The sequence below is a fragment of the Candidatus Omnitrophota bacterium genome, assembly GCA_030650275.1.
Classification (GTDB): Bacteria; Omnitrophota; Gorgyraeia; order Zapsychrales; family Fredricksoniimonadaceae; genus JACPXN01.
This window is the reverse complement of sequence record JAUSEK010000023.1, coordinates 212,700-226,017: the sequence shown is the minus strand read 5'-3', so window position 1 is coordinate 226,017 and position 13,318 is coordinate 212,700. Positions and strand designations below refer to the sequence as shown.

12 protein-coding genes are annotated in these 13,318 nt (G+C 50.7%); all 12 read right to left on the bottom strand.

Annotated features, from left to right (window positions below):
• Positions 1-33: 33 nt before the first annotated feature.
• The 12 genes from Q7K71_07030 to Q7K71_06975 all read right to left on the bottom strand — a co-directional run bounded on the left by Q7K71_07030 (position 34) and on the right by Q7K71_06975 (position 13,310).
• Positions 34-864: a Bro-N domain-containing protein gene (locus Q7K71_07030; protein MDO8675847.1), complete on the bottom strand. Its 831-nt coding sequence runs from the start codon at positions 862-864 to the stop codon at positions 34-36.
• A gap of 103 nt (positions 865-967) precedes the next feature.
• Complete coding sequence (locus Q7K71_07025) at positions 968-5,371, bottom strand: histidine phosphatase family protein (GenBank protein ID MDO8675846.1); 4,404 nt, start codon at positions 5,369-5,371, stop codon at positions 968-970.
• 409 nt (positions 5,372-5,780) lie between these two features.
• Positions 5,781-6,560: an exonuclease domain-containing protein gene (locus Q7K71_07020; protein MDO8675845.1), complete on the bottom strand. Its 780-nt coding sequence runs from the start codon at positions 6,558-6,560 to the stop codon at positions 5,781-5,783.
• Positions 6,557-7,603, bottom strand: a complete 1,047-nt coding sequence (locus Q7K71_07015) for a hypothetical protein (GenBank protein ID MDO8675844.1) — start codon at positions 7,601-7,603, stop codon at positions 6,557-6,559. The genes Q7K71_07020 and Q7K71_07015 overlap by 4 nt, the downstream gene beginning before the upstream one ends.
• Complete coding sequence (locus Q7K71_07010) at positions 7,600-8,685, bottom strand: putative zinc-binding metallopeptidase (GenBank protein MDO8675843.1); 1,086 nt, start codon at positions 8,683-8,685, stop codon at positions 7,600-7,602. The genes Q7K71_07015 and Q7K71_07010 overlap by 4 nt, the downstream gene beginning before the upstream one ends.
• 17 nt (positions 8,686-8,702) lie before the next feature.
• Entirely contained in the window at positions 8,703-9,170 is a 468-nt protein-coding gene (locus tag Q7K71_07005) for a peptidoglycan-binding domain-containing protein (GenBank protein ID MDO8675842.1), read from the bottom strand.
• Between the two features lie 45 nt (positions 9,171-9,215).
• Positions 9,216-9,590, bottom strand: a complete 375-nt coding sequence (locus Q7K71_07000; GenBank protein ID MDO8675841.1) for a DUF3568 family protein — start codon at positions 9,588-9,590, stop codon at positions 9,216-9,218.
• Between the two features lie 2 nt (positions 9,591-9,592).
• A complete protein-coding gene (locus tag Q7K71_06995; GenBank protein MDO8675840.1) occupies positions 9,593-9,805 on the bottom strand; it encodes a DUF378 domain-containing protein in 213 nt (70 codons plus the stop codon).
• Between the two features lie 42 nt (positions 9,806-9,847).
• On the bottom strand, positions 9,848-11,473 hold the full coding sequence (locus Q7K71_06990; protein MDO8675839.1) for an ATP-binding cassette domain-containing protein: 1,626 nt from the start codon (positions 11,471-11,473) through the stop codon (positions 9,848-9,850).
• Positions 11,474-11,491: 18 nt separating this feature from the next.
• Positions 11,492-12,019, bottom strand: a complete 528-nt coding sequence (locus Q7K71_06985) for a VanZ family protein (protein MDO8675838.1) — start codon at positions 12,017-12,019, stop codon at positions 11,492-11,494.
• Positions 12,003-12,815, bottom strand: a complete 813-nt coding sequence (locus Q7K71_06980; GenBank protein MDO8675837.1) for an MBL fold metallo-hydrolase — start codon at positions 12,813-12,815, stop codon at positions 12,003-12,005. Before Q7K71_06980 ends, Q7K71_06985 begins: the two co-directional genes overlap by 17 nt.
• Before the next feature lie 48 nt (positions 12,816-12,863).
• On the bottom strand, positions 12,864-13,310 hold the full coding sequence (locus Q7K71_06975) for a DUF2721 domain-containing protein (GenBank protein MDO8675836.1): 447 nt from the start codon (positions 13,308-13,310) through the stop codon (positions 12,864-12,866).
• Positions 13,311-13,318: the final 8 nt, after the last annotated feature.

Sequence of the window (13,318 nt, the reverse complement as noted above, 5' to 3'; positions counted from 1 at the left end):
AGGCCGAGCAGGAGCTGACGCTCATGGCTGGGCCTAAATACCAATACTTTGCCGCTGCTTAATATAACTGTCCTTGGTGATAACTTTTTTCCCTGTCTTGGCCTCGATCGCTTTTCGGGCTTTACCAGCCACTGCCCCGCCCTGTTTGGCGATCGTTCGATTTTGGCCGAATGTTTGCGGATGTTTGACCTGGGAAATTTCCGTCGTGCTTGCTTCGGCCAGCATATTCAGGACCAGTTCCAAGTTTGTCATGTTATCACGCAGATTTTCTTTCATTAACTCTTTAAAATCTTTGTATTGTTTGGTTGTCATCCCGGCCCAGGCAAAGGTAATATCGTCCGTCAATTGAGCAAACTCATCATTAGTTTTAGCGCCTCGTTTCACCCATTCATCCGTTAATAATTTACGGATCTCTATGCTTTTAAGACGCATATTGATCCAGTCTTGCGAATATCCTTTTTTCAAATATGTCTGGATCGCGCGTTGTATGGTTAATTCAGGGTCTGAGTATTCTTCAACCCGTTCATACCCGACCCGCGCCAGCCATAATTTAAACGGCTCGGCGTTTGGAGATGGTATTGATTGAATGATACGAAACATGGTTTCAGTATCCGCGGCATCGCTTGAATATTTCTTGCCGTCAGAAGCCAGAAATTTCAGGTGTACGATTTTCTCGTACACCTGACTTCCTTCACTGCCAAGCTTTCTTTTAAGATCAGACCAATACCTTTTAGGGATCGAACTCCCCGTGAGGGTCTCCACAATATCCACCACAGAAAAATACCATCTTTCTTGGGCGTCATCCCAAACTCTGCGAATTTGCTTGCCTTGAAAAACAGCGACTTGTTTAGAAATTTGAGGCATGTTATTTCCTCATTGTGGGGAGATAAAATTATTCAAATAATCGGCGGGGAACCGACTAATTTTGGAACTATAGCATGTTCTGAGAATTCAGTCCATGCTAAAATTACACGCTGGCCAATTGTGGCGGGCGGCTTTCTTGTTCTTCTTTGCGCAGGCCAAGGAGCATTGGCAGGTTTGTGATGGGGACAATGGTGTCGATCTTGAAATCCAGGCCGTCAAAGCCCTCACGCTTAATGCGTTCGATCATGGCTGGGTCAAATTGCATCTGCACGCCCGCGCCCTCTTTGCGCACGTTCATCTGCATCTTTGCGCGGTTGAAGTCAATACCGCCGGGGGTTGTCGCCATCGCCTGGTCCGGCTTGCGCTCTTTATATTTTCCTGCCATCGCGGCGTCGGCGGCACTGTTTAACAAGGCCTCTTGAACTGCCTCAGCACCTATCTCGGACGACCAAAATTCTTTGGCCTTTAACAATTTATCAAAAATGATCCCGATTGGCGCGGATTGAGGTACTTCGAGATCAATAACTTCTTGTCTAGTCAAAGCTCGCCCCAACGTGAACTCTCTCAACGCTGCAATAAGGGCCCGCAAGCTATTCCCGTGAGCTGAAATGACCACATTTTCTCCTCGAGCAATACGGGGAAGAATACTATGCACTAAATCGTGACGAACCCTTTCTTTAGTGTCTTCAAAACTTTCTCCTCCTGGCGCACGTCCATCAGGTTCCCTACGCCAAAAAGTGAACAGATCTTTGACTCTTGTAAACAATCGTGCAACATCCGTTCTCCTGAAACCAGCCAGAAAACCATAGGATTTTTCACGCAAATCCGAAGAGGTTTCATAGGGCATAGTATCCCCACGGCCTTCGAGAAAATACTCCATTGTCTCGATAGCTCTGATTAAATCAGAGGAAATTGCATGTTGAAACGTAAGCTTATTCATTTTACTTCCAACTTCAAGTGTTTGCTGGCGTCCTCTTTCAGTCACATGCGCCCCCAACCACCCTGCCCACATATTAAGAGCGGTTTCATTCCACGTAGTCTCTCCGTGACGAACTAAAAGCAAATAGCCGGGTATGCTCCCCTCTTCAACTGTCGGAAAAGGATCTTCCTTCAACCATTCTGCTAATCCACTCAAGTTTGGATGTGTGACCAAAATTCTTTGAGCTTCTTGTTTAATATCACCACTGACCTCATACCCGCCAATCATTCCCTCTTTGGCAATTTCTTGGATTTGTCTGGCCGCGGCCCGAGGATTACCGTCAGGATCATTCTCTAAAGCAATTGCCTGTAATTTTTCCAAAAAGAACGGTGCATAGGTTTCAAGGCCTATTTCAGCAATAACATTGGCAGATAAAAATGATTGGTGCGACTGGACCCATTCATAAAAATTACGCTGCCATTCTCTTGAATTACGTCCAACATTATCATGATAATATTGAACAAGGTTACTCACTGCACTTTTAGCTCTCGGTCCTAATACATATTCTTTTCCATCTTGACGAACATCATCGAAAGCCGCCTTCAATTCCTCACCATATAATCGATCCATCTCCGTATTGAAGGCCGCCTGCTCTGCGGGATAATTACCGTCTCTTAACGGCGCCAGCATTGCGGCGTCGGCTTCTCGCCGGCCATCAATCCTTTCGTATGCCCTTAGCATCTCCATCCACACGATTGAACGTATTTGCATCAGACTGCCGAATTTGGCGGCAACAATCGGTTTTCTGCCCGTAACTTCGTGTCCACCACTTGCAGTTAATACTGGGAAAGTGGTTATGGCTATCGCTTCAGCCGCTCGTTCCGTGCCGTTAGCCGGTTCATTCCCCCTATGAGAATCAACAACATCACGGCCTCGTGCCCGTAACTCTGCGGCCGCTTGCATAAACCACTTTATCGGCCCAACCTGATTGAGCTTTACCAACCCCCCGTCGAACGTATCCTGAGGAAAATTTAATACTTCTTGATCTCTCCCCTCTCCAATAACTAACGGTTCTCCTAGAGGGGTCCCCTTGATCGCAGCTCTCATGATATCTCGACGGGTTGTCCACATGTCATCCATGACCTGCGTTACACCATTACTATTTTGAAAACTAAACGGAAATCCGGATGTTCTTTTCAGTTCATATAAAAGTCCTGTCAACATTCTGGTTCCTTGGATATCAAACTGAGCAAATATATCTTCCAGTGTAGCCAAGGGAAGAGGGTTGTTTGTTCTTGTAATTAAATATTTAATCCAATCAAACATATTTATCGTCGATAATACAGCATATTTTTTACCCTGAACTGTTATCAATTGGCCCAGAGTTCGCACTTGACCTTCCGCAGTTCCTCCAGGAATAATAATCTCAGGCAGTTTTCCTAATCGGCCTTCAAGTGATAGATAATACCCGGTCACAGGCCATCCATCTGCAGTGGTGTGATAAATTTCACTGGTGGCCCAATCAAAGCTTAAACCATAATCTTCTCCTACTACTAATCCACTCTTTCGAGCCGCATCTAAAAGATATTGAATCGGATCTAAATTGCTATTTGCGTTTCTTAACATAAAGGCCGCTTCGCTACCCACACCGACGGACTCTCCCTGTTTCTTCAATATATCGGTTAGTGCCACTGTCACTGCTTGTATTTTGTTAAGAAGACTTTCAAACTTCGGAGCTAATCCTTTCATTGCTCTCTCTCGTTCATTAAGCATCATTAAATACATAAACTCTTGAAAATCAGTTAGCCAGCCTCCATGAGCGGCGCCTTCGATTAAAACAGGCATGGGATGAACGATGCCAAACTCCTGATGAGGATCAACTTCTCCTGTATCTGGGTTATAACCATGAGATAAAACTTCTTCATTGGAAACACCGTTTAAAGTAGCTACTAATCTGTACCCAACCCTACTCAAAGCAGTTACATTGCCTCCACTAAGGGCTAAAAATTGATCCCCCTTGTATCCTTCACGACCAAAAAGTTCAATGTCGAGATTAATAAGAAAGTCATCAATACTTTTGTTTTGAGTGTCATCCATGCGATATCTTATGGCTGGATCAACCCTCCCTGATTCAATGGCGTCTTTAAGCTTTGGAAGGATTACTTTTTCAGCGATCCAAAGGGCGACTTTAATATTTTTTCCTTTTAAGTCAGCCTTCATCTGGACAAGGGCTTGCTGCCTGTCTAATCCAAAAATGTCTTTTAGCATCCTATTTTCCGCATCTTCTCTAGAGATATCCCCGTAAACGGCTTTGAGAACTCCATCTCTGATAAGTGTAAGGTCTTCAGCTGCTGACCCATCTAGCATAAAGAGGGCTGCTCTTACTCCTTCAGACTCTCCTGCCGGTGATGCTCCGGTTAATTCAATTGTTCGACCGCTTGGAGTGGTCACGGTAAAAATCATCTCTGGTGTCGGATTTCCGTTGGATAAACGTGTATAGCCAACGCCCAGCTCTGTTAGTTTCAAACCAGCTACTGCTTGACGTGTTCTTGTATTAGTATAATTAACTGGTATCCTGGCCACCATCGCCCCGTCGGAACCAGCCAATTTAGTATTGGCCAAGATCGCGACATCAAAGGTGTTTCCTGTACGTAATGATGTCCCCAAAGGCAGGTCGTGCACGACCCGCATGGCTTGGTCAACGCCCATCTGCAGCCCCCCCGAAAAATACTTCCTGGGCACCTGTGCTGAGCGACCGAGTCCCGACGATTGTCGGGACGATGGAGTCGAAGCACCTGTGCTGAGCGCAGCCGAAGCATCTTCCTTAATATAGTTGAACACACCCTTCTTGTAGGCCTTCAGGTATTGTTCGAAAATCTTGTCCTTGTCATTGGGGTTGTTGGCGTTGATGCCGACCTTGGTCTTTGATTGGTTACCGTAGAGTTGGGTTAGGATGGTGTCTTTAAGGGCCATCTTGTACCAGGAAGCCAGGATCATGGAGTAGAACATCTGGCGAAGAGGGGCAAAGTTCTTGCCCTGGTTGACTTCTTGTTCGATGGAGGGAAGGATGACCTCACGGACGATCTGGGAGGCCATCGCATGGCTGTCATTCCCGAATGTTTTTGTCGGGAATCCAGAAGATGTCCCATGCTCTGGACCCCCGATAGAAGATTTCGGGGGTGACAATCCCTGTTGGTTCTTGTTTAAAGCCGTGTAGTCCTCCTCCAGCATCACCTTAAGATGTGCTCCTACAATGTAGGCCACATTGCCGCGTTCAAAGATATCGGCCTTGTCTGCAACGATCCAGACCTTGTTAAAGGTGTTGACGGGTATTTCAGTAGTGCCGTAGAGTTGTTGGGCTTTTTGGTAGACCTTGTCCCAGAAGGCCTTGCCTAAGTCACGTTCAGGATAGATCAGAGATGCGGTCAGTTGTTTGAGGATATAGTCCTGGGCCAGCATGTCCTGGCCCATTTGGGTTTTGCCTAAGTTCTCTGCGATCATCCTGTCCTTCTCATAGGGAGACAGGTTGACCCAGAGGTCTTTTTCGGGGATGGTTAAGGCAGTAAGGAAATATTTGATCAATTTCATGGATTCGTTGTGTAGAGACGAGGCATGCCTCGTCTCTACGGACAATCCCGTGTGGCCGGTATCTACAATGAAATCAAAGGCAAAAGGATTCTCGGGATGGACTTTAAGGCCTTTGATCAAGACCGACTCAAAGGCAGGGCTTAGATTGACCATTGTTCCCGGCTCAGGTAAAGATAGGGGTGCGGCATAAGAACGGGCAGGCGCCAACGAAGAGGCCACAAAGGTAAGAATCAGGACAAGGTTTAGGAATTTTTTAAACATTAATTTGATCTCTATATTCTGGAAAGCGCTTTCTTAGACGACGGTCAAAGATAACATGTTTTTGGGGGATGTGCAAATAGAAGAAACTGCTGTAACTTATTTATCTACAGTAGTTTATGTTGATACGAAAAAATATTTTTAAAATTGTTTACGGTTTGGGCGGTTTGGGGGCGCGGCCGTTGAGGGCGTCCTGGATCATGCCCTTGACCTGGTCGCTGAAATCCTTGTCCAGGATCCAATGCAGGTAGTGCGGGTCTTTCTTGGCCACGACATGGATGGGTTCTTTCCTGGCGTATTTGCCGAAGGTCATGTACAGCTCCCCGTTCCACCAGCGGAATTTGCGCTCCGTGTCAAAATATTCAGCGGTGGCCTTGTAATCAAATTCCTTAAGCGCTTCAATATCGTCCCGGCCCGCGCCGTAACGTTTGACCTGCTCGGCCAGGATGTCCAAAGACGCCTGCGCGTCGGCAGCGGCAGAATGGGCATTGCTAAGGTCTTTCTTGCAGTAGAAAGCGAAAGCGGCAAAAAGGTCGCGGCGTTCATGCAGATGATAGATCTTCTGCGCGTCGTAAATGGTCCTGCCGGCAAAATCCCATTGAAGGCCGGCAGTGGCGAGTTCGCGGCTCAACAATGGAAGGTCAAAACGCTCAACGTTAAACCCGCCCAGGTCGGCATCAGCCATAAAGGCGGCCACCTTGCCCGCGATGGCCGCGAAAACGGGCGCGTCCTTGACATCCGCGTCGCTGATCCCTGTCAATTGGGTGACCACCGCCGGTATGGGCATGGCCGGATTGACCCTGGTGGCAAAAAGTTCGGTTTGCCCGTCCGGGGCCATCCTGACCATGGCAATTTCAATGATACGGTCCTTTTCGATCCAGATGCCGGTGGTTTCCAGGTCCAACACAACCAGGGGTCGCGCCAATCTCATGGTTTCACCTTGCGTGAACGGGCCTGTTCATTGAGCGCAATGGCCTGCTCAACGACCTGCCCGATCAGCTCCTCATAACTGATGCCCGCCTTCTGGGCGGCCATGGCCATCTCGTCGATCCTGGCAATGCAGGGGTTGGCGTTGGGTTCAATGAAGAACACCTCGCCCTGCGGCGTCAGGCGTATGTCAAAGCGCAGGTAACTGCGCGCGTCCATGGCCCGGTAGGCGCGCTTGCATTCATCTTCAATGTGCTTGAGCGTCTCATCGCTGATATTTTTGGCCGGCACGCTGTCAATGCCCCAGCGCTCACGGTAATCGTCATCCCATTTGGCCTTGTAGGTGGCGATGCGGGGCTGTTCATCGGGGACCTTGGCAAAGACCATTTCCCTGGGCGGCAGCACCATCAGGCGTTTGTGGCCGATGACCGTCACGTACAGCTCCCGCCCCTCAATGTATTCCTCGGCGATGGCATCCATACCCATGTTCTCGTGGATGAACTTGACCCGCTCAATGAACGCCGGGGCATCGTCCACGACCGACGCCTGGGATATGCCGCGCGAGGCCTCCTCGCACAGGGGCTTGATCACCGCGGGCATGCGGAACTTCGCAGGCACGGACACCCGTCCCCCCCTGGGGAAATCGCGGAACCGCGGCACCTTGATGCGATGATAGCTGAAGATCTTTTTGTGCACCGCCTTGTTGTTGCACAGGTACAGGACCCCCGACGAGGAGCCGGTGAAAGGGATGCCGGTCACCTCCAGCAGCGCGGCCATGTTCTTCTCCAGATAGGCCTGGTCGTTGAACACCTCCATCATGTTGAAAATGACGTCGGGCTTGTTTTCCCTGATCTCTTCAAAAAGCGGGGCGATGTCATTGAAGATCCCCAGCAAAGACACCTCATGGTCCAGGGCCTTGAGTGCTTCCAGCACGTCCTTTTCGGTATACATGTTCTCGGGGTCGGCGAATTCCTCTTTGTAATCATAACCGCGCGGCTTCTGGTAGGGGCTGTAAAACAGCATGAGGACCTTCAGTTTCTTTTTCATGTGCGCCGCCTCAACCCCCTGTACCATCCTGTATGGACATAATTCATGACCAAGCTCGTGACGTACACCGACAAACGCACAACGGCCACGTCTTGCGGGTCTGTCACGATCATGTTCAACTGCCGGGCCCGAAGGCTGGTGTTCTTGAGCAAATGGCTGATGATATATTTGCGCTCTCCGGTGCACCGGTCAATGCTATTCAAAATATTTTTGGCATGCCTGCGGATGAGCGCCTGGGCGGTCAAAAGAGTTTGACTTCTGCGCTGGTCTTTCTTAAAGGCGATCCATTCTTCGGGAGACAACGGTTTAAAGATCTTTTCCAGCTGAACGTCGTGGAAATCCGGGGACTCTTCCTGCTCCGTCTGGCGTTTGCGGCGGTAATAATTCTTGAGCGTGACGGTCAATTTCCTCTGGTTCCATAATTTGCGTATCTTCTTATAGACGGGCGGCTTGCCTTTGATCTCGTTCATCAGGCCGTCAACGAAATGCAATTTGTCCAGCGCCTTCCAGCCCTTGTACGTTTCCTGCCAGTTGGAATCCGGGGTCAGCCACACCGCGAAGGTTTCCACGAAATCCTCGTCGGGATGATACTGCGCGTAAAACCCGTCAATGTGCCGGACGAACCGTTTGCTGTAGGGTTTGAACTTATAGGTGTCGCCGTATTCCTCCTGCGGGGAACCGAACACCTTTTGCCAGTCCCCGCGTTTGTGCAGATCATAGGCGTAAGAGAACGCGTGGCCCGCCTCGTGGCGCAACAACTGCATGCACCAGTCCCTGCCTTCCCCCTCGGCTTCCAGCATCATCTTATGTTCGAGCTTGACCAGCACCGGGTGGGCCAGATAGAACGGGATGCCGATGACCGTTTCCCCTTCGGGGGTCAGCCACTCATCGGCCAGGTAACAGACAGGATGAAAAACAAGCCCTTTGGCATCGAGTTCCGCGTACAACTGGCGCACGCATTCCTCAAGCCATGTGCCTTCAATGGCCACCGGCAGATCGCAGAGCCGTGTATTGAGCAATTGCTCTTCGGAAACGGCGTTCAGCACGATGTTTGGCCGTGGGAGCTTTGGGTCCGGATGCATAAGACAGCGCTGACTGACTATTGGAGGTAGGTCTTCAGGACATCCCAGGTCTTTGGGCCGACCACTCCGTCGGCATTAAGCCCTTGGGATCTCTGGAACTGGACGATGGCGGCCTTAGTGCCCGCGCCTATTTTACCGTCAACCCTGCCGTTATAAAACCCGGCGGCCTTCAAGGCGGCCTGCACCTTTTCGGGGGTAGCGGCAACACGGATGATGTTGTTTCCGTCTTTGACGGCAACAGCGGACTCGCCGGCAGGCACGGAAGATTCGGCCGCCGCGGGGGCTTTGGAAGCATCCACGCGGCTGGAAAGGTCTTTGACCGCGTACTGCAAGTCCACGATCTCGGCATCTTTTTCCTCGAGCTTCTTTTCCAGTTCAACAACGCGGGTCTGCATCTGGTCCTGCTGCGAGGCCTTATGCTGGGTGGTGGCACAGCCGGAAACGCCGAGGACAAACAAAAAGCCGAATAGTATCCGTATGAACACGTGAACCCTCCTTATAGATGACCGAATTATTCTAACACAACAACCTCATAAACGTTCCTGGATCTTGCGGCTGATCTGGGCTGACAGCGCCACGTGAGGCAAAAGGTTCTTGCGGGCCTTGACCTCGATCGTGGTGGAGCGCCGGGTGGCCGCTTTGACAAAAACGATGACCCTGGACTCGCCCACCGCGGCTTCCATCTTGCCCGCTGTTCTATCTTCGGAAGTCATCTTGCCTTCTTTGGAAAGCACCTGGCGACTGGCGGCCCAGGCATGGCTGAAACCCTTGTCCACGCTGAATTTGGCCGAATCCTCGCTGATGACCAGGCCCCCGGCCACGCCGGCGCCGATGAGCATCGCCGCGCACCCGGAGTTCAGGACCAAAAAAATAGCCACGACCCATGCCTTCAAAAAATTATGCATAATTATTTCTTACACATCGGGCAAACGATAAAATAACTTGCCAAAAGCATAAGACCGGAGATCCCGACTAAAATATACGCCACCCGGGCCAGGCCGTCCCCCAGGATCTGTTCCACAAAATTCACCTGCAGGATCCCGATCGCCCCCCAATTCAATGCCCCGATGATGGCCAATGCGCCTACGATCTTGCAACCGATACACGCTTGTTTAAGCATACGCATCTCCTTGAGTTCAGGGTTAAATACAAAATTATTTTATCACCCAAAAAGAAAAGGGGGTGATTTTTCTTCCAAATATTGACTGCGCCAATCATCATACCCGCCGGCATATTCATTGATGACGCCGCCGCCTTCCAGAACAATGGTGCTGGTGACGACATTGTTCAAAAAGGTCCTGTCGTGGCTGACCAATAAAAGCGTGCCTGAATAATCCAAAAGCAATTCTTCCAGCAATTCCAGCGTCTCCACATCCAGGTCATTGGTCGGCTCATCCATGACCAGCACATTGGAGGGTTTGGTGAAGAGGCGGGCCAGCAATAAACGGTTGCGCTCACCGCCGGAAAGCACCCTGACCGGGGTCCGGGCGCGGTCCGGGGTGAAAAGAAATTCCTGCAGATACCCGATGATATGCCGCGGCTTGCCGTTGATGGTCACCGTGTCGCTGCCCCGGGTGACATTGTCCATGACACTTTTTTCTTCGTCGAGGTCTTCACGTAACTGGTCAAAATACGCGATCTCCAGTTTGGTCCCCAAGCGCACCTTGCCTTTTTGGGGCGTCATCTTGCCTAATATCAGGCGGACCAGCGTTGTTTTCCCCGACCCGTTGGGGCCGATGATGCCGATCTTGTCCCCGCGCATGATATTCGTGGAAAAATCCTTCACCAGGCAATGCTCGCCGTAACTAAAGCCCAGATTGGAGACCTTGGCCACCAGATGGCCGGAACGCCCGGCCTCCTGTGCCTGCATGCTGACCTGGCCGATCACATGCCGCTGGGCTTTTTTCGCGTCGCGCAGACGTTCCAGCGCCTTGACCCGGCCTTCATTGCGTGTCCGGCGGGCCTTGACGCCTTTGCGGATCCAAACTTCCTCTTCCGCCAATTTCTTGTCAAAATTCTCCCAGCGGGCCTCCTCATTCTCCAATGCCATTTGCTTGCGCTCTAAAAATGTCGCGTAATCACAGCTCCAGCTGAAAATTTTCCCGCGGTCAAGTTCCACGATCCTTGTCGCCATATGACGCATGAACATGCGGTCGTGGGTCACGAACATCAGGGTGCCGGCATGATCTTTCAGGAATGCTTCAAGCCAGTCAATGGCCTGGATGTCCAGATGATTGGTGGGCTCGTCCAGTAAAAGGATGTCGGGGTTGATGACCAGCGCCTTGGCCAATAAAGTTTTGCGTTTCTGCCCGCCGGAAAGCTGCTGGAATTGGGCTTCGGGGTCCAGGCCCATTTTGGCGATCACCAGCTCCACCTGACCGCTGATGTCCCAGCTTTGCGTATGGTCCAATTGCTCCTGCAGATGATCAAGCCGGCGCATCAATGCCTTGGTATGCTCCGTATGCAGGCGATGGCTGACATGATGATATTCCTGCAGCAACTCCCCGCGCTTGCCCAAACCCTGCGCCACAATATCAAAAACATTGCCCTCAAGGGCCAACGGGACTTCCTGCGGCAAATGCGTCACTTCAATGCCCTGCTGGCGCACAACCTCGCCGGTATCAACGCCCATTTGTCCGGCGATGACCTTCATGAGCGTTGTTTTCCCGACGCCGTTGCGCCCCAGGAGAACGACCCTCTCTTTGGTTTCCAATTGCAGGCTTAACCCGTCAAACAACAAAGGCCCGCCGAACGCAACGCTGATCTCCTGCAGACTGATCAAAGCCATAGGCAGGATTATAACAAATTAATGCAGGATAAAAATAAAATTAAGGCCCAAAGCCATGGCCCCGGACCAGGCATTAAGAATGACATCCCCCCAGCCAAAATAACGGCCGGGAGTGTGCCCTTGAATGACCTCATCCAGAAACCCGGACAAAACGGTCAGAACCCAGGCGGGAAAAACGGCGCGCCCCGCACCCATATGGTGTCTTAAGGCCCGGTAAAAAAGAAGGGCACAAATACCATACTGCACCAAATGCGCCCGTTCGGCAGGAATTTGAAGATAAAAAACAGTTGCGGTGTAGAGCGCGGCGATCAGTCCGATCAAAAACCATTGTTTGCGGTCCAATGCCCGCTTTTTCAGGCCGGCTGTTATAAACACCGTGAGGAATAACAAACACAGGATGGCGATCAAAACAGGATATGCCGGCCATTGCCTTAGCCAATCATTGACGCTGCGGACCTGTCCTGAGGTCAAATAAATGGCCGCCACCCAGGCCAAAGCCAACGCCCATGCCCTGTGTCTGGAAGAAATATTACGGATGCTGAACAATGGAGATCTCCTCACCCTTGCTTGTCAGCGTGATCGCGCCCTGGTCCGTGCGGTACAATTTTCCCGCCAAAGCATTCAGCGTTTCTTTCGAGGGCAGGCCGTAAGGATTTTTTCCGGTCGACATGATAAAAACAGCCCGCGGGAAATCGGCTTTCCATGAGGGGATCACCGCGTCCCCATGGTGCGGTACTTGCACGGCATTGGCCTGCGATACAAAGGGAAATTCCCGCACCAACGCCGCTTGCCCAAGCATACCGATGTCTGCCGTAAATAAAAAACCTTTTCCTTCTGCCTTAAGCCACACGACTAGGGAATTGTCATTGGTCCCCGGCCCCAGGACGGACGGATGCAATACTTTTAAAAGATGGTCCCGCCCCTCATACACCACATCCCCCGCCTTCACTATTTTGATCGTCCTGCCTGCCCGCCGCAATGTTTCCAGAATACCGGCGCATATCTCATCCCCGCCGGTATCACCGTTAAAAAATAGTTCATTGGCCTTGATGATCGGTGCCAGCCCTTCCAAACCCCCGCAATGATTCTCATGGGGATGGGTCAGCACAACCGCATCTATGCCGGCAATGCCTTTGTTTTTTAAGAACTCTTTTATGTTCTCTGCGGCCGGACGGCTTCCGGCATCAATCAGGGTCACATGACCATCGGGACGTTCAATGATGATGGCATCACCATAACCGACGTTGAGGAAATGGACGTTCCAATCGCCCGCCAGCGCGGGAGCAGAAAAGAACACCGAGATGAACAGGAAGAACGGCAAAATCAAACTGATCAAAACCATGGTTCATCTTTTATGAATTTGCGGGTCATTGGAGGAAGGGCCGGGGATCTATTGTCTTTTAAACTGCCTTATTTCCAGCCGGATGGATTTTAAAGTCACCAGAACATCCCAGAAGAAAAACACGACCCCGGTGATCATCGCCAGAATGCTTAGAACGAATGACACTCTCATGAGCGGCCTGAAGAAATATGTTTGAACGGTCAAAGAAATAAAAAGAATGAGGATAACGACCGAAATAAAAAATAAACTCACCGTCAAAGCCCCCACCGCATTGCGCAGGATCTTGCAGCGGCGGTAAAAGATCTCAATTTGTTCAAGAAGAACGGCCTTCTGCCCATCGGGCACTTTCTCATATTCTTTCTTCAATTGGCGGATCCGGTCCAAAGGCCGGGACAACCGGTTGGAAAAAGAAAGCAGCAATAAACCCACCCCCGAGATCATGACGCAAGGGGCGATGGAGGCCTGCAATACCTGGACAAAATCCACGTCGTACATATCAAAAT

Coding starts and splice junctions, on each gene's coding strand:
- Q7K71_07030 (MDO8675847.1), bottom strand. CDS start 864: ATGCCTCAAATTTCTAAACAAGTCGCTGTTTTTCAAGGCAAGCAAATT.
- Q7K71_07025 (MDO8675846.1), bottom strand. CDS start 5,371: ATGAAATTGATCAAATATTTCCTTACTGCCTTAACCATCCCCGAAAAA.
- Q7K71_07020 (MDO8675845.1), bottom strand. CDS start 6,560: ATGAGATTGGCGCGACCCCTGGTTGTGTTGGACCTGGAAACCACCGGC.
- Q7K71_07015 (MDO8675844.1), bottom strand. CDS start 7,603: ATGAAAAAGAAACTGAAGGTCCTCATGCTGTTTTACAGCCCCTACCAG.
- Q7K71_07010 (MDO8675843.1), bottom strand. CDS start 8,685: ATGCATCCGGACCCAAAGCTCCCACGGCCAAACATCGTGCTGAACGCC.
- Q7K71_07000 (MDO8675841.1), bottom strand. CDS start 9,590: ATGCATAATTTTTTGAAGGCATGGGTCGTGGCTATTTTTTTGGTCCTG.
- Q7K71_06995 (MDO8675840.1), bottom strand. CDS start 9,805: ATGCTTAAACAAGCGTGTATCGGTTGCAAGATCGTAGGCGCATTGGCC.
- Q7K71_06990 (MDO8675839.1), bottom strand. CDS start 11,473: ATGGCTTTGATCAGTCTGCAGGAGATCAGCGTTGCGTTCGGCGGGCCT.
- Q7K71_06980 (MDO8675837.1), bottom strand. CDS start 12,815: ATGGTTTTGATCAGTTTGATTTTGCCGTTCTTCCTGTTCATCTCGGTG.
- Q7K71_06975 (MDO8675836.1), bottom strand. CDS start 13,310: ATGTACGACGTGGATTTTGTCCAGGTATTGCAGGCCTCCATCGCCCCT.